16 protein-coding genes and 1 riboswitch are annotated in these 16,946 nt (G+C 43.1%); of the genes, 1 reads left to right on the top strand and 15 read right to left on the bottom strand.

Features of this window, described 5'->3' with window-relative positions; translation table 11 throughout:
- Positions 1-48 precede the first annotated feature (48 nt).
- Positions 49-1,794, bottom strand: a complete 1,746-nt coding sequence (locus tag J7E81_RS20010; protein WP_215045214.1) for an adenine deaminase C-terminal domain-containing protein — start codon at positions 1,792-1,794, stop codon at positions 49-51.
- Positions 1,795-1,958: 164 nt separating this feature from the next.
- On the opposite strand from J7E81_RS20010, the gene J7E81_RS20005 reads away from it, so the two are divergent.
- Positions 1,959-2,261 (top strand): YgaP family membrane protein, encoded by a 303-nt coding sequence (locus tag J7E81_RS20005; protein WP_215045213.1) that lies wholly within the window; start codon positions 1,959-1,961, stop codon positions 2,259-2,261.
- 332 nt (positions 2,262-2,593) lie between these two features.
- On the opposite strand, the gene purD is transcribed toward J7E81_RS20005, so the two are convergent.
- The 14 genes from purD to J7E81_RS19935 all read right to left on the bottom strand — a co-directional run bounded on the left by purD (position 2,594) and on the right by J7E81_RS19935 (position 16,513).
- Complete coding sequence (gene purD / locus J7E81_RS20000; RefSeq protein ID WP_215045212.1) at positions 2,594-3,865, bottom strand: phosphoribosylamine--glycine ligase; 1,272 nt, start codon at positions 3,863-3,865, stop codon at positions 2,594-2,596.
- A 191-nt stretch (positions 3,866-4,056) separates the two neighbouring features.
- A complete protein-coding gene (gene purH, locus J7E81_RS19995; protein WP_215045211.1) occupies positions 4,057-5,595 on the bottom strand; it encodes a bifunctional phosphoribosylaminoimidazolecarboxamide formyltransferase/IMP cyclohydrolase in 1,539 nt (512 codons plus the stop codon).
- Positions 5,570-6,172, bottom strand: a complete 603-nt coding sequence (gene purN, locus J7E81_RS19990) for a phosphoribosylglycinamide formyltransferase (RefSeq protein ID WP_215045210.1) — start codon at positions 6,170-6,172, stop codon at positions 5,570-5,572. The genes purH and purN overlap by 26 nt, the downstream gene beginning before the upstream one ends.
- Positions 6,169-7,203, bottom strand: a complete 1,035-nt coding sequence (gene purM, locus J7E81_RS19985) for a phosphoribosylformylglycinamidine cyclo-ligase (RefSeq protein ID WP_215045209.1) — start codon at positions 7,201-7,203, stop codon at positions 6,169-6,171. Before purM ends, purN begins: the two co-directional genes overlap by 4 nt.
- Before the next feature lie 15 nt (positions 7,204-7,218).
- Entirely contained in the window at positions 7,219-8,622 is a 1,404-nt protein-coding gene (gene purF / locus J7E81_RS19980) for an amidophosphoribosyltransferase (protein WP_215045208.1), read from the bottom strand.
- Positions 8,607-10,823 (bottom strand): phosphoribosylformylglycinamidine synthase subunit PurL, encoded by a 2,217-nt coding sequence (gene purL / locus J7E81_RS19975; RefSeq protein WP_215045207.1) that lies wholly within the window; start codon positions 10,821-10,823, stop codon positions 8,607-8,609. The genes purF and purL overlap by 16 nt, the downstream gene beginning before the upstream one ends.
- Positions 10,807-11,490: a phosphoribosylformylglycinamidine synthase subunit PurQ gene (purQ, locus tag J7E81_RS19970; RefSeq protein WP_215045206.1), complete on the bottom strand. Its 684-nt coding sequence runs from the start codon at positions 11,488-11,490 to the stop codon at positions 10,807-10,809. Before purQ ends, purL begins: the two co-directional genes overlap by 17 nt.
- Positions 11,487-11,741 carry a phosphoribosylformylglycinamidine synthase subunit PurS gene (purS, locus tag J7E81_RS19965; RefSeq protein WP_215045205.1) on the bottom strand — a complete coding sequence of 85 codons (255 nt, stop codon included), beginning with the start codon at positions 11,739-11,741 and terminating at the stop codon, positions 11,487-11,489. Before purS ends, purQ begins: the two co-directional genes overlap by 4 nt.
- On the bottom strand, positions 11,734-12,447 hold the full coding sequence (gene purC / locus J7E81_RS19960; protein WP_251028765.1) for a phosphoribosylaminoimidazolesuccinocarboxamide synthase: 714 nt from the start codon (positions 12,445-12,447) through the stop codon (positions 11,734-11,736). The genes purS and purC overlap by 8 nt, the downstream gene beginning before the upstream one ends.
- 80 nt (positions 12,448-12,527) lie before the next feature.
- A complete protein-coding gene (purB, locus tag J7E81_RS19955; protein ID WP_215045204.1) occupies positions 12,528-13,826 on the bottom strand; it encodes an adenylosuccinate lyase in 1,299 nt (432 codons plus the stop codon).
- A gap of 4 nt (positions 13,827-13,830) precedes the next feature.
- Complete coding sequence (gene purK, locus J7E81_RS19950) at positions 13,831-14,979, bottom strand: 5-(carboxyamino)imidazole ribonucleotide synthase (protein WP_215045325.1); 1,149 nt, start codon at positions 14,977-14,979, stop codon at positions 13,831-13,833.
- Positions 14,972-15,460 carry a 5-(carboxyamino)imidazole ribonucleotide mutase gene (gene purE / locus J7E81_RS19945; RefSeq protein WP_215045203.1) on the bottom strand — a complete coding sequence of 163 codons (489 nt, stop codon included), beginning with the start codon at positions 15,458-15,460 and terminating at the stop codon, positions 14,972-14,974. The genes purK and purE overlap by 8 nt, the downstream gene beginning before the upstream one ends.
- Positions 15,461-15,586: 126 nt before the next feature.
- A riboswitch (purine riboswitch) is annotated at positions 15,587-15,688 on the bottom strand.
- Between the two features lie 88 nt (positions 15,689-15,776).
- On the bottom strand, positions 15,777-15,974 hold the full coding sequence (locus J7E81_RS19940; protein WP_215045202.1) for an NETI motif-containing protein: 198 nt from the start codon (positions 15,972-15,974) through the stop codon (positions 15,777-15,779).
- Positions 15,971-16,513 carry a DUF2179 domain-containing protein gene (locus tag J7E81_RS19935; protein ID WP_215045201.1) on the bottom strand — a complete coding sequence of 181 codons (543 nt, stop codon included), beginning with the start codon at positions 16,511-16,513 and terminating at the stop codon, positions 15,971-15,973. Before J7E81_RS19935 ends, J7E81_RS19940 begins: the two co-directional genes overlap by 4 nt.
- Positions 16,514-16,946: the final 433 nt, after the last annotated feature.

Here is a 16,946-nt window from a genome sequence, read left to right as displayed (position 1 = left end):
CCTTTTCACAAAATACTTTCACGCTTTAACTCTTTAGTCATTTACAGTTTAACGCATTATTGAAGGAAAGAGTACAGATTTATTCATAACATCATACATTCCTTGCTGCGTGATACGGATGTATGGTAAATGTGTAGCTGAAAAAAAGGCAAGGCTGTAGATTGGATCTGAAAATTTGTAGCCTCGTTCTCTCAATTCTGTTAATAATGTTTTCTCTTGTTCTATTAATTCTTCAATCGGAAGGCTGGACATGACTCCACTTAAGTCTAGCGGTACTTCACAAACAACTTGAGCGTCCTCCATCATGACAATTCCCCCGCCTAATTCTTTCATTCTATCAAACGCATTAACCATATCATTCCTATTTTTTCCTATTAAAATAATATCTCCAGTAGTCGAATAGGAGCTTGCCAGCGCGGAGAGGTTGGTTGCGAATCCCTTTAGCAGAGTGTTTATTCTCCATTGCCCATAACGATCAACCAACATGAAATAACATTCATCAGACTCTTTTGGCAGTTGATCTGCCGAAGCATCGATCGAGATGGAATAAGGCTTTGTTATCACAGAGTTTTCCATCTTTATTCCAAATGGCATAGAAAATTGCAAATCATCAAGTGACAACTGCCAATCCAGTTCCATTCGTTTAAATCCATATTCATCCCAATCTAATTCTCCATACATATCTTCTGCCTTTACACCGTCTCGCTTCACCCATTTCCCCTTAGCTAAGATAGAAACTGGTGTTGGGTCTTCGATACGTGATAAAAAGTTAATATTAGCGATACGTCCGGTTGCAATTGAACCATGCAGATGGCCAATGTTGTAGTATTTTGCAATATTGACCGTTGCCATATTATAGGCATCTATAACAGGGACTCCTTTTTCGATGGCAATTCGAATCATTTGGTCGGTGATTCCTTGTTCGTAAAAAGTAGACGAGGAACCATCTGTATTGAACATCAGCTGGTCATAAGTCTCAATTCCTAACCGTTTCATATCATCTAAGAGCTGCGGCAGATCAGGCCGAATTGATGAATAGCGTAGGGAAACCATATAGCCCTGCATGAGCCGGCTGTATACTTCTTCACCTGTCATGGCTTCATGGTCGGAATCAGCACCTAACAGCATCATTTTTGCTAATGTATTTTCCGAAGCACCAGGAAAGTGCCCTTCAATTTGCTTGCGCATCCGCTTGGCTTCTTGAATCCAATGAAGCATCATATCGTCGCCGTCGAGCAATTTAGGCCAGCCTGTTAATTCGCCGCCTTGGAGAACCGCATCATGCTCAAGCCATGCTTTTACATTACTATGTGAAAAAACTTCTTCTTCATTCAATAACTCAGTCTGTGAATCCAATCGGCTCCACCAGTACATGGTTGATGGGATGGCGCGAAGATCCCTTAAAAGTGAAAACGCTTCCCTTTTTTTCAAATGTGAAACAAGCGCCATATTATCATTAATTAATGTCGTTGTGCCAAATTGAGATGCATAGGCGGCTAATGACAGGGGATTATATAATTGAAACGGATGTGCATGCGGCTCGATATACCCAGGCACAAGTATTTCATTCGTGCAATCGATGATTTCACAGTCTTTCATATAGGAAGGCATGTTTTCGCCAACATAGACGATTCGATCTTCATAAATCCAGATGTTGGCTCTCATCCATTTGCGAAAAGTTTGATTTAAGTACAAAGCATTTTTCAATAATAATGTTGGGGATGTTTTCCCTTCCAAAACGGATACATGCATGCGTAAGTGTTTGTTTTTCCAGCGGTAGCGTTGTTCCAGCATACCATGTCCCTCCCTTAATTTACTATCTATATAATAATAAGTTGATTTAACAATAAAGAAAGCCCTTACATTTTTTCCTTAGATTCTTATCTTATCATATTTTACTTTTTAAAGCAGTAAAGTATTGATAAATTTTGTAAAAATATTGTGAAGGAGTGAACAGGTTGAGACTTACACCAAATATCGGGATTTTGAATGCATTGATTCGGATTACGGTTGGATTAACGATTGTTGCTTGGAGTACTTCTAAGATGGTCAAGCGTCCGTGGAGGGATTCTTATTTGGTTGCCGCTTTCTGTGGTGCAATGAAGGTGGCTGAGGGGATTGTCCGCTATTGTCCGGTAACGGATGTGTGTAAACGGTGGTCAGATATGGTTAAGGAGCACCAGCATGCGACTGATTCGGTGGATGAGATGGAAGGTCTCGCTGGAGATAGAGATTCGATCGTACCTCATAATCCAACTTGATCTTCTGGGATGGAGCTCTTTTGGTCGGTTCATTGACCTCGAGGGCTCTTCTTTTCCTTTTGGGGGCAATGAGACGGTAGGTCATTGACCGTTGATGCTTGATTTTTCTTTCGATGGGCAATGAAACGGCTCTTCATTTACCAATGCCGCCCGCTTTTTCCTCTTTCGAGCAATGAAACAACTTTTCATTTCCCCCGAAGGCTTTAGTTTCTTCTTTTGGGTAAATGAATTGTCTCGTCATTTACCTTAAGAACCTCCTATTCATCGTTTGGGGCAAAGACAAAAATAACCGCATGAACCTCTCATGCGGTCATTTCCTAATCTATCAAATTTTAACGAACCACCGGTACAATCGCCTTTGCGCCAATATCTCTGCGATAAAATGCGCCATCACAATCTAACTTCGATAACTCCTGATACACCTTCGCCTGCGCACCAGCAAGAGTCTCAGCCTTGCCTCCCACAAGAAGCACCCGGCCGCCTGCTGTCAAAAACTCACCTGCGTCATTTTGAACTGTACCCGCATGGAAGGTATAAACATTCTCTGAAAAATCCGATAATCCCTTCAGTACCGCGCCCTTTTCATAAACACCAGGATACCCTTTTGCGGCAACGACAACACCGACCATTGCCTGCGGATCCCATTCAAGTTCTGGCCGCTCTCCATTCAAAAGAGCCAAGATAACCTGAACCAAATCGGATTGCAGCCTTGGTAAAATAACCTGTGTTTCCGGGTCGCCGAAACGAGCATTAAACTCAATTACCTTTGGGCCTGCTGCTGTTTTGATCAACCCAGCATATAAAATCCCGCAGAAACTGCGTCCTTCTTGAACCATCGCTTTAGCTGCCGGGAGCAAAACAGTCTCAACGGCAGTTGCGACCGTGTCCTCACCAATTTGCGGAACCGGAGAGTAAGCACCCATTCCACCAGTATTTGGACCTTGGTCGCCATCATATGCACGTTTGTGATCCTGAGCAATTTCAAGCGGGATGACTACCTCCCCGTTCACAAAGGCCATTAATGAAAATTCCTCACCGTCTAAAAACTCTTCAATCACTACACTTGAAGAAGCCGCTCCAAATTTCGCCCCAACGAGCATTTCTTCCACACTCGCAAGAGCTTCTTCTAAAGTCATGGCAACTGTAACACCTTTTCCTGCTGCCAACCCATCTGCTTTAATTACAATCGGAGCGCCTTTTTCATGGATATATTGACGCGCCTCATCAATCGAAGTAAAAACAGCATAATCGCCAGTCGGAATCTCATACTTTTTCATTAAATCTTTTGCAAACGACTTGCTGCCCTCAATCTCGGCCGCTGCCTTACGTGGTCCGAACACAGCCAAACCAGCTGCTTCAAATTTATCTGACAATCCTTCAAGTAAAGGAACTTCTGGTCCGATAATCGTTAAGCCTACCTCTTGCTCTTTTGCAAAGGCGATAAGCTCATCATGCTGGGATTCGTCAATCGAGATCAATTCTGCCACATCTACCATTCCAGCGTTACCAGGTGCGACAAATACTGTTTCAACCAATGTGCTTTCGCTGACCTTTCGGCAGATCGCATGCTCGCGGCCGCCGCGGCCGATGATTAGTACCTTCATCCATTACACCTCATTTTAATGTTTGACTTTGTTAAACTTGGATGTTGATTTTGCTCCAGGCGTTCGCTTTCCGCGGGCGGTCCGGGGGAGCCTCCTCGGCGCCATAGCGCCTCCGGGGTCTCCCCTGCTCCGTACTCCCGCAGGAGTCTCACGCCTTTTGCTACAATCAACATAGTTACAATCAACTAAGCTTAATGTTTAAAGTGTCTAACGCCCGTAAACACCATGGCGATTCCGTATTCATCCGCTTTTTTAATCGAATCAGCATCCTTAATCGATCCACCAGGCTGAATAATCGCAGTAATTCCTGCTTTTGCTGCGGCTTCAACGGTATCATCCATTGGGAAGAAGGCATCAGATGCTAGTGCAGCGCCTTCTGCTATATCCCCCGCTTGCTTAAGTGCAATCTCAGCTGAACCAACGCGGTTCATTTGGCCTGCGCCAACCCCAAGCGTCATGTCTTTACTAGTAACAACGATGGCATTGGATTTCACATGCTTAACCACTTTCCAGCCAAGTTTTAGAGCTTCCCACTCTTCCTCCGTTGGTTGTCTCTTCGTTGGAACAGTGATCGTTGCATCCTCTAATGAATAACGGTCTTGTTCTTGAACAAGCAAGCCGCCTTCAATGGTTGTCATTTTTAACTCAGGTTTTTTCACATCATTAAACGGAATCGTTAACAGACGAAGATTCTTTTTACCTGTTAAAATCGTTAATGCTTCCTCTGAGAACGATGGTGCAATGATAATCTCTAAGAAAATTTCATGAAGCTTTCCTGCTGTTTCAGCGTCCACTTCACGGTTAAAGGCAATTATCCCGCCAAAAATGGAAACTGGATCTGCTGCAAATGCTTTTGTAAAGGCTTCAAAGCCAGTTTTACCCGTTCCCACTCCACATGGATTCATATGCTTAACTGCAACAGCTGCAGGCTCTGTAAATTCTTTTACAATTTGCAAAGCTGCATCAGCATCATTGATATTATTGTAAGATAGTTCTTTCCCATGAAGCTGAACGGCATTGGCGATCGAGAAGGTTGAACCTAACGGCTTTCTGTAAAAAGCAGCTTTTTGATGCGGATTTTCTCCGTAACGAAGGGTCTGCTTAAGGTCATATGTAACCGTTAAGGTTTCTGGTGTTTCTTCTTGTGCAAGGTTGGTCATGTATTCAGCTATCAAAGCATCATAAGCAGCTGTATGACGGAACACCTTCGCCGCCAGCTTTCTTCTTGTTTCAAGCGTCGTTGTACCTTCTGCTTTAAACTCCTCAATCACGGTTGCATAATCTGCGGGATCAACGACAACCGTTAAATATTGATGATTTTTAGCTGAAGCGCGCAACATAGACGGACCGCCAATATCAATGTTTTCAATCGCATCTGCTACCGTAACATCTGGTTTTGCAATGGTTTGCTGGAAAGGGTAAAGATTGACGCAAACTAGTTGAATAGGCTGAATCCCATGCTCGTCCAGCTGTTTTAAATGATCAGGATTATCATGCTTAGAAAGCAAACCGCCATGAATAAATGGATTTAACGTTTTGACACGGCCTTCTAAAATTTCCGGAAAACCTGTTACATCACTAACACTCATGACAGGGATTCCCTGCTCTTGAAGAGCTTTTTTTGTACCGCCGGTTGAGATCAATTCAAATCCTAAGCTGACTAGTTCTTTCGCAAAATCGGTAATTCCATTTTTATCAGATACACTAATTAGCGCGCGCTTTTGTGACATTGAGTACATCTCCTTGTGTTAATAGCATTTGAAGTATTTCTGGATATAGTTTGTGCTCGATTTGCTGTATTTTCTTTTGCAGGCTGTCTCTTGTTTCATTCTCTTCCAATTTTACACGTTCTTGAATAATAATGGGACCTGTATCCATCCCTTCATCGACATAATGGATGGTAACTCCGCTCCACTTCGCTTTGGCGTCAAGCGCCTGGCCGATCGCATCTTTCCCTGGGAATGCTGGAAGCAGCGATGGATGAATATTGATGATCCTTCCTTGATAGGCACTTAGCAAGGTTGGACCAAGCAAGCGCATGTATCCGGCAAGGACAATGAACTCCACACCATATTTCTTTAATTCTGTTACAATCGCTTGCTCATACTCTTCCTTACTAGAATAATCCTTTGCCTGAAAAACAAAGCTTGGAATTCCCGCTGCATTGGCGCGATCAACCGCATATGCACCTGGTTTGTCACAGACTAAAAGAGAAATTTCCGCCTTCAGCTCTCCTGACTCTACGACGTCAATGATGGCTTGGAAATTACTGCCGTTACCTGAGGCAAACACTGCTATTTTTTTCATAGCCGTCCACCTTGACCCTTTATTTCAATCCCAGCTTGATCCGTCACAACACCGATCTGATAGGCTTTTTCACCGCTTTGTTCAAAATGCTGAATCACATCCGCAGCGATTTCGCGATCCACTGCGATAACCATTCCAATTCCCATGTTAAAAATATTATACATCTCCTCATAGGCAATTTGCCCGTGAGAGGAAATCAATTGAAACACCGGTGGAATCGGCCAGCTTTTTTCATCTATTTTTGCCCCAAGGCCCTCAGGCAGCATCCGCGGAATGTTTTCGATAAAACCGCCTCCGGTAATGTGAGCCATCCCTTTTAACGGGAACTTTTTCAATGCCGAAAGAATTGGTTTAACATAAATTTTCGTCGGTTTTAATAACTCTTCTCCTAATGTACAGCCGAGCTCATCAACAAAATCTAGCAAGGACCAATTATTAAAAACCTTACGTACAAGGGAATAACCATTACTATGAATACCGCTTGATGCTAACCCAATCAGCACATCCCCAGCTTGAATGGTTTCACCCGTAATTAACTGTGATTTTTCACAAGCCCCAACCGTAAATCCGGCAAGGTCATACTCGTTTTGGCTGTATAATCCCGGCATTTCAGCTGTTTCGCCGCCGATCAAAGCACAGCCAGCCTGCTCGCAGCCGTCGGAAATACCTTTTACAATCGCCTCGATTTTTTCAGGCTCCGCTTTCCCACACGCAATATAATCTAAAAAGAACAATGGCTCTGCACCTTGAACTACAATATCGTTCACACACATAGCCACCGCATCAATCCCAATCGTATCGTGTTTATCCATCCAAAACGCAATCATCAGCTTCGTGCCGACTCCATCGGTGCCTGACACCAAAACAGGCTCCTTTAATTGAAGTGATGATAAATCAAACATGCCGCCGAAACCGCCCAATCCGCCAATAACACCGGCCCGTGCTGTTCTTTGGACGTGCTTTTTCATTCGTGAAACAGCCTCATAGCCCGCTTCAATATTTACGCCAGCTTCTTTATATGCTTTAGCCATGGTTGTTCCTCCACCTTATTTTTGATAATAGTATTGTAATGTATCTGGATAAATCTCTGTTGGATAATTCCCGGTGAAGCAACCTAGGCAGTAGCCATTTGTTCCTTCTTGACCTAGTGCCTTCATCATTCCTTCGACACTAATGAAGGTTAATGAATCAGCACCAATCAGTTCTCTAATTTGCTCAACGCTTTTATCTGAGGCAATCAATTCCTCTTTTGTCGAGGTATCAATTCCATAGAAGCATGGATTTTTTATTGGCGGTGAGCTGATTACGACATGAACCTCCGTTGCTCCCGCTTCCTTTAACAAATTCACAATTCGTCTGCTCGTCGTTCCGCGTACGATCGAATCATCGACCATGACGACACGCTTTCCTTCCACAACGCCGCGAACTGCTGAAAGTTTCATCTTAACCCCTTGCTCCCGAAGCGATTGTGATGGCTGGATAAACGTCCTGCCCACATACCTATTCTTAATTAAGCCCATTTCATACGGAATTCCGGTAGCTTCTGCATAACCGATGGCTGCTGAAATACTCGAATCAGGCACCCCTGTTACAACATCGGCTGCAAATGGTGCTTCAACTGCCAGTTGTTTCCCCATATTTTTACGGGCAGTATGAACATTGATTCCTTGAATATTACTATCCGGTCTTGAAAAATAAATATATTCCATCGTACAAATCGCTTTTGTAGTACTGATAGCAAACCGTTCAGATGTTAAGCCATTTTCATTAATAATTAATAGTTCGCCTGGCATAATATCTCGGATATATTCGGCACCTACCACATCAAACGCACACGTTTCTGATGCCACAACATAAGCATCTCCAAGACAGCCAAGCGACAGTGGACGTAAACCATGTGGATCGAGAGCGACCATAAGCTCGGTTTCTGTCATGATTAAATACGCATAAGCTCCCTTTAACATCGATAAAGCGTTTTTCACTTGATCCTTTAAATGTGGATAACCGCTTCTTCTAACAAGATGAGCCAAAACCTCTGTGTCAGAGCTTGTTTGAAAGATACTTCCCTGCGATTCAAGCTGGTACTTCAGGGAATTAGCATTAACGAGATTGCCATTATGAGCAAGCGCAAGACTCCCGGTTTGCGAATGAAACAGAAGCGGCTGCACGTTCTCGTAGCCTCCGCCACCTGCTGTCGCATAACGAACGTGACCAATGGCAGCACTGCCTTCTAGGTCCTTCATGGCTTCCGTTGTAAAAATTTCCGATACTAGCCCTTCGCCTTTTACACCTGTAAGCTTTTTCCCATCAGAAACAACAATGCCGGTTCCTTCTTGGCCGCGGTGCTGCAGGCTATGAAGTCCGTAATAGGTTAACTGGGCAGCATCTTGGTGTCCAAAGACACCAAAGATACCGCACTCTTCGTTTAATCCCTTTATTTCAGGCAGCATGGGATGGCTCCTTTCCAGGCAGCTTTTAGTTCTGCTACTGAAGCAGCAAGCACTGATGCATCATTGTTTTTGATTTCTAATTCTGAGGTTTCCGTTACAGTACCAATTTGTACTGCATCTACTAAGCTTTCAAACTCAGTTTTATGTTCGGGTTTTACCGTTAATAAGAAACGTGATTGTGTCTCACTGAATAAAGCAGCGACAGAGTTTCCTGCAATCGTTACTTCTGCTCCAAGCTTTTCATTTGTGAAAAGACTTTCCGCTAACGCAACCCCTAAGCCGCCTTCTGATAGGTCATGGGCTGATTGCACTACACCTGCACGAATTGCTGCAAGCACTTGGTTTTGTCTTTCTTTTTCTACCTTTACGTCTAGTTCAGGAGCTTTACCAAATACACGTCCGTTCAGAAGCTTTTGAAGCTCACTGCCGCCGAATTCGTCCTTGGTTTCCCCTACTAGATAAATAAGATCGCCGTTTTGTTTGAATTGCTGTGTTGTAATATGATCAAGATCCGTTACTAAACCAACCATCCCTACGACTGGCGTTGGATAGATTGCGGTTCCGCTCGTTTCATTATATAAAGACACGTTTCCGCCAATAACCGGTGTTTCTAACACGCGGCAGGCTTCACTCATGCCATCAGCTGCTTTTTCAATCTGCCAGAACACTTCAGGCTTTTCTGGGTTCCCGAAGTTTAAGTTATCCGTAATCGCTAAAGGCTCTGCACCAGAACAGACAATATTACGTGCTGCTTCAGCTACGGCAATTTTCCCGCCTACTTCCGGATCCAAATAGACATAACGAGCGTTACAGTCCGTTGTCATCGCTAAAGCTTTTCGTGTACCGCGAATCCTTACCACCGCTGCATCCGATCCAGGAGCAACAACGGTGTTCGTACGTACCATATAGTCATACTGCTCATAAACCCATTCCTTGCTAGCTATTGTTGGCTGGCTTAATAGATTTACTAATGTTTCTTTCAAATCGTCTACTTGAGGAACTTCATTATCCATCGCTTGGAATTCTGCAAAATACGCTGGCTCTTTAGATGGCTTGTGGTAAACCGGTGCTTCTTCCGCTAGGGCATCTGCCGGAACATCTGCCACGATCTCTCCTTTATGGTATAGACGCATTTGTTTATCGCTCGTAACCGTTCCGATCCCTACTGCTTCTAAACCATATTTTTCAAAAAGCTCAACGATTTCATGCTCTCTTCCCTTTTTAACAACGATAAGCATCCGCTCTTGGGACTCCGATAACATCATTTCGTAAGCAGTCATGCCAGTTTCCCGCTGCGGTACCAAGTCTAAATTCATTTCAATTCCCATTCCCGCTTTGCTGGCCATTTCTGCAGATGAACTAATGAGTCCGGCAGCACCCATATCTTGAATACCAACCAGTGCATCACAATGAATCAGTTCTAAGCAGGCCTCCAATAAAAGCTTTTCCATGAATGGGTCGCCCACCTGTACGGCTGGACGGTCTTCATTGGATTGGTCCGTTAATTCCTCAGAAGCGAAGGTTGCGCCATGGATTCCGTCACGGCCCGTTTTTGCCCCAACATACATGACCGTATTTCCTTCACCATGCGCTTGCCCTTTTTTAATATCTTTATGGTCAATTAGCCCAACACACATCGCATTCACTAACGGATTTCCGTCATAGCAAGGGTCGAACCCGATTTCGCCGCCAACCGTCGGAATTCCGATACAGTTGCCATATCCGGCAATCCCAGCTACTACCTCTTTGAACAAGTAGCGGACGCGGGCAGAATCTAGTTCACCAAAACGCAATGAGTTCAACATGGCAATTGGACGCGCACCCATTGAGAAAACATCACGGATAATACCGCCCACACCTGTTGCTGCTCCTTGATAGGGCTCAATGGCTGATGGATGGTTGTGGCTTTCGATTTTAAAAACAACTGCTTGCTCGTCACCGATATCAACGATCCCAGCACCTTCCCCAGGTCCTTGGAGTACCCGTTCACCTGTAATAGGGAATTTTTTTAGAATCGGTTTTGAATTTTTATAACTGCAATGTTCCGACCACATAACCGAGAAAAGACCTGTTTCGGTATAGTTAGGTGTACGCCCAAGAATGTTTTCAATCATTGCAAATTCTTCGTCGGTCAAACCCATTTGCTGGTATACTTTTTCTGCTTTAATCTGAGTAGGATTTGGTTCAAGCGTTGACAACATGTGCTTCCCTCCAAGCTTTTACGATCGATTGAAACATTTTTAAACCATCCGCTCCGCCGAGGAGCTCATCAACCGCTCTTTCTGGGTGCGGCATCATTCCGAGGACATTTCCTCTTTCATTGGTAATCCCTGCAATATCGGCAAGGCTTCCGTTCGGATTTTGATTATAGGTAAATGCAATTTGATTGTTTGCTTTCAATTTCTCTAGTGTTTCTTCATCACAATAATAATTTCCTTCTCCATGTGCGACAGGGATCATGATGCTTTCCCCTTCACCATACGCGTTTGTAAAAAGTGTCTGATTGTTCTCCACCTTTAGTTCAACCGGTTTACAAATGAACGATAGGCTTTCGTTTCGTCTCATTCCCCCTGGAAGCAGACCTGCTTCAAGAAGAATTTGAAATCCATTACAAACGCCAAGAACTGGCTTCCCAGCTTCCGCGGCTTTTATAACCTCTTTCATGACGGGGCTGAAACGGGCAATAGCGCCTGTGCGCAGGTAGTCACCAAAAGAGAAACCCCCAGGCAGCAAAATGGCGTCAAACTCGTCTAGGTTATCGGCATCATGCCAAACATATTCCACTTCTTCACCAAGTTCATCCTTAACAGCATGAAACATATCAACGTCACAATTCGATCCTGGGAATACGATCACCGCAAACTTCACTGTGTCACACACTCCTCTACCTCGTAACGGTAATCCTCAATAACCGGGTTGGCTAATAGGTTCGTACAAATTTCATTCACAACTTCATTGATATCACGATCTGATTTTTCAATTGTTAACTCCATATATTTTCCGATGCGGACATCTGTAACTTGTTGATAGTTTAATGAATGTAAGGAATGAGTTACGGCTTTCCCTTGTGGATCTAAAACACTTTCCCTTAATGTTACATACACCTTAACTTTATACATGTTGATGTCCTCCCAATTTCGCTAAAATAGTTTCATAGGCTTCTGTTAAACTTCCTAAATCCCGGCGGAATACATCCTTATCGAGCTTTTCATTGGTTTCTTTATCCCACAGTCTGCAAGTATCTGGAGAAATCTCATCGGCAAGTAAAATCTGCCCTTTATGGTCTTTGCCAAACTCTAGCTTAAAGTCGATTAAGCGAATTCCGAGCTCATTGAAAAAGCTTGATAAAATTGCATTAATTTGAAGGGCTTTATTCTTTAGGATTTCAACTTCCTTTACAGTTGCTGCCTTTAGTTCAAGAATGTGATCAATCGTCACAAGCGGATCACCTAGAGCATCGTCTTTAAGATAAAACTCAACGATTGGCGTGGAAAGTTCTTTGCCTTCTTCGATTCCCAGACGATTGGAAAGTGTTCCTGCTGCGACATTGCGTACAACAACTTCAAGAGGAATGATCGTTACTCTCTTCACCAGCTGTTCCGTTTCGGAAACTCTCTTGATAAAGTGTGAGTCAATGCCTTGTTCTTTAAGTTTTAAAAATAATAAACTAGTAATCTCGTTATTCAAACGGCCTTTTCCAGTAATAGTCGCCTTCTTTTGGCCGTTAAAAGCAGTGGCTGAATCTTTATATTGAACCCGGACAACTTGTTCATCGTCCGTAGTGAAAATCCGTTTCGCTTTTCCCTCGTATAGCATTTCGCTCATCCTAATTGCACCTCTATTCATAATATTGGGAACTTTTCTGACATGAGAAGGGCAAACTTCGCCCTTCATCATTCTTTTATTTATCCATTCAACCCTAAACGATCAAAAATCGTATCTACATGTTGGAGATGATAATTATAGTCAAAGCAATCCGCAATCTCTTCTGGTGAAAGCAATGCGGTAATCTTATTTTCTGCTTCAATTAAGCTGCGGAATGGAACTTGTTTCTCCCATGCTTCCATCGCTTTAGGCTGTACCGTATCATAAGCCTCTTCACGTGATAACCCCTTATCAATCAAAGCTAATAGGACACGCTGAGAGTATATCAATCCTAAAGTACGATCCATATTGCGTTTCATATTCTCTGGGAACACCGTTAAATTTTTCACAATGTTACCAAAGCGGTTTAGCATATAGTTCAAGGCAATCGTCGCATCCGGTAAAATAATTCGTTCTGCAGATGAATGTGAAATATCGCGCTCGTGCCATAGCGGCACATTTTCATAAGCCGTCATCATATAGCCGCGAATCACACGTGCCAATCCTGTCATGTTCTCGGAACCAATTGGATTACGTTTATGCGGCATGGCCGAAGAACCCTTTTGACCCTTTGCAAAGAACTCCTCTACTTCACGAGTCTCACTCTTTTGCAGGCCGCGAACTTCAACCGCGAACTTTTCAATTGAAGTCGCAATCAGAGCAAGCGTAGACATATAGTGCGCATGACGATCACGCTGTAAGGTTTGTGTCGAGATTGGCGCTGGGCTTGTTCCTAATTTCTCACAAACATATTGCTCTACAAATGGATTAATGTTTGCATAGGTTCCGACCGCACCGGAAATCTTACCAAACTCCACTCCTGCAGCTGCCTGTTTAAAGCGCTCAAGGTTGCGTTTCATTTCTTCATACCATAGAGCCATCTTTAATCCAAAAGTAGTTGGTTCAGCGTGAACCCCATGTGTCCGGCCCATCATGACTGTAAACTTATGCTCCATTGCTTTATTTTTTAAAATCTCAATGAAGTTTTCGATATCTTTTAATAGGATTGCATTAGCCTGCTTTAAGAGATAGGATAGTGCTGTATCAACCACGTCTGTTGATGTTAATCCATAATGGACCCACTTCCGTTCTTCACCCAATGTTTCCGAAACTGCACGGGTAAAGGCCACGACATCGTGTCTTGTTTCCTCTTCAATTTCTTTAATTCTGTCGATATTGAAAGAGGCATTCGCGCGTAATTTTTTTACATCTTCTTTTGGAATTTCCCCTAATTCTGCCCATGCTTCACAAGCAAGAATTTCCACCTCTAGCCAGGCATTAAAACGGTTTTCCTCCGTCCAAATAGCTCCCATTTCTGGTCTCGTATAACGATCAATCATTCATTTATCCCCCGATCTTTTCTTTAGCAGTTTCCCAGATGCTGCTTTCATCAATTTCTTTCAGAGCCATCTCTACCTTTTCTCGTAGAATCGTTACATGGCCCATTTTACGTTTGAACTTTGGTTCCTTTTTACCGTATAAATGAACTTTCCAGCCATTCAACTCTGGTATCTCATCATATAGGTTTTCCAGATGTTCTCCTAATAGGTTGACCATAACGGCTGGTTTTAACAACTCTGTACTTCCTAACGGCCATCCGCAGATAGCCCGAACATGCTGCTCGAACTGTGACGTCTCGCATGCCTCAATTGTATAATGTCCGGAATTATGCGGCCGTGGTGCTAATTCATTAATCACAATCGTTCCATCATTGTTCACGAACATCTCGACAGCGAGCGTCCCAACTAACTCCAGCGAATCGGCGATCTTCTTTGCTTTTTGAATTGCATCCAGCTCAGTAGCCTGTGAAATTCGTGCCGGCACAATTGTTTTATACAAAATATTTTCTTTATGAATGTTCTCTGCCACTGGAAAAATAGCTGTTTCCCCATCAAGCCTGCGTGTCACAATCACTGAAATTTCTTTTTCAAAGGGAATCCATTTCTCCAACACACAAGCACCGTGTGTTAGGAGCGGCTCCGCCTTTTTCAGATCCTGTTCTTCTCTAATTACCAACTGGCCTTTTCCATCATAACCGCCTCTAGCAGTCTTTAATACAGCCGGGTAACCAATCTCATCTATTTTTAAAAATAAGTCCTGATGTGTGCCAATGACCGCGTAGGGTGCCACTTCCACACCAGCTTGCTGGATGGCTGCTTTCTCCTTAATCCGATCCTGTGTAATCGTGAGCAGTTTTGGCCCCTGAGGAACAAATGCCTGTTCACATAGCCAGCTTAACGTATCGGCATCTATATTTTCAAATTCATAGGTAATGACATCACTCACTTCAGCCAAGCGGCTGATGGCTTCTCTATCGTCGTAGGCCCCGATCACTTCTATATCTGCGACTTGTCCGCATGGCGAGTCTGACGCAGGTTCTAAAACAGCAATTCGAAAGCCTTGTGCCCTCGCTGCCAGAGCCATCATTCTTCCGAGCTGGCCGCCGCCAATAATCCCAATCGTTGCTCCTGGTAAAATGGTCTGCTTATCCAAGTTGATCACTACTTTCTAGTACCTCTTGTTTAGTGGCTTCTCTTCTTGCCTCTAATCTGGCGGCAACCGCCTGGTCTTCCGTGCCGATAATTTGTGCAGCTAATAATCCCGCATTGACTGCACCGGCTTTACCAATCGCCACGGTAGCGACCGGAACACCTCCCGGCATTTGAACAATAGACAGCAAGGAATCGATTCCCTTTAACGCCTGGGTTTGAACAGGAACACCAATGACGGGCAAGGTTGTTTTGGCTGCGACCATCCCTGGAAGATGAGCTGCTCCGCCTGCTCCAGCGATGATTACCTTTAACCCTCTATTTCTCGCTTCTTCTGCATAAGTGAACATTAAATCAGGTGTACGATGTGCAGATACTACCTTTTTTTCATAACCGACCTCTAACTGGTCTAAAATTTCACATGTATATTTCATGGTTTCCCAATCTGATTTACTCCCCATGATGACACCAACAAGTGTGGTCATCCTAGCTCCCCCTTTTTTTAGGCAAATAAAATGCCCGTAACAAATAGCTTCTCAGTGAAGAGAAAGCCATTTGCCCGGGCATGTCGAAGCATAGTAAAATAAAGTAAGGGACCAGCCCTTTTGCCGAACATATTGACTTTCCCTCATAGTCCAATAATTTACGGTTATTGGGTAGAGACTTATGGGCCATATTCCCATGGATATACGAGGGTAAAAATTGTTGTTTGATCCGATAGCTTTATCTTACCAACCATCACCTTAGGTGTCAATAAATATGTCGAACATTATTTTTAAATAACACTATAATGTTCGTGTTTTACTCAATTAACTTAGCTTCAAAGACAATTTGGCGGCCAATCGGTTCATAAATAGTTTCGCCTGCTTTTTTTACCTCTTGAAATATAGGCTTCTCTGTCCGCCTGATGGGAGCATATCCCTGCAATTTCATCCTATTCAGACATTCCTCAATACTTTCATTTTCCTGCAGCTCGAATAATAGTTTCTTCTTGCTCATGAAAACAACTTCCCTCTTTTCACTGATTTCACCCAAAAGCCACCGTGAATTGATTTAGGTTCATATGAGATAATAAAGGCTTTGGGATCTAAACTTTTAATCATATCATATAGTTTTAATTCAAATTTTCGGGGTGTAAGGATTTGCATGGCCATTCGGTTTCCTTCCAGACCATGTGCAGCCCAGTCGGTCACCCCGTAGCCTTTCTCCCTTAAAAGCTTAGGTAAATCCTTATCGTACTCTGCGGTAATTACATTGACTGTAATATACCCTAGAGCGAGCTTCTCTTCAATCTTCATCCCAACAATGACACCAATTCCATATCCTACTGCATAAGCAATCAGATTCTGGATTTCATTTAGGTTATTCAGGACGAGGCCCAGGCCAAGTACATAGATAACAACCTCTATCATACTTAGCGAAGCTGCTAAATACCTCTGCCCCTTTAAGGTCAAAATCATCCTTATTGTAAAAAAAGTAACATAAATGATATTAATGATTAAGATGATCGCTACCATCATAACACTATTATCTAACACGTTTAGCCCTCCTTCTTCTTACACTTCCCTCACTTTATCACAGATATATTTTTGAATTCATTATTTATTTGTACAAAATAACAAAAAATCATTCTATGTAAGAGGAAGTATCTACCTGTTTTTGCAACAAACACCCCAGCCGCCAAGTGTAAATCATAAGTGCAAATGGGTACCTCGAGCGAATAAAATTAGTTTTTTAGTATGTCATCATTTATATACCCTGAATCTAGACCCTGCCATCTCCTTTTTAACCACTAAGGAGGGATATTGAGAATTTCTCATGTGCTTCCTAATAGGTCCGGGATTCTAAACTCTTCAAAGAAAAGCATGCTCTTCACTCAGATATCCTCTTAAGCTTCCTTCTGAAAAAGAAGCAGATACACAAAAAAAGACAATCAATAAAGATTGTCTTTTTCCGTGCCTGGCAACGTCC

It is taken from the genome of Bacillus sp. ISL-18 (assembly GCF_018613415.1).
Taxonomy (GTDB): Bacteria; Bacillota; Bacilli; order Bacillales; family Cytobacillaceae; genus Neobacillus.
Note: the sequence above shows the minus strand (reverse complement) of the source record. Positions and strands in the feature narration are given on the sequence as shown.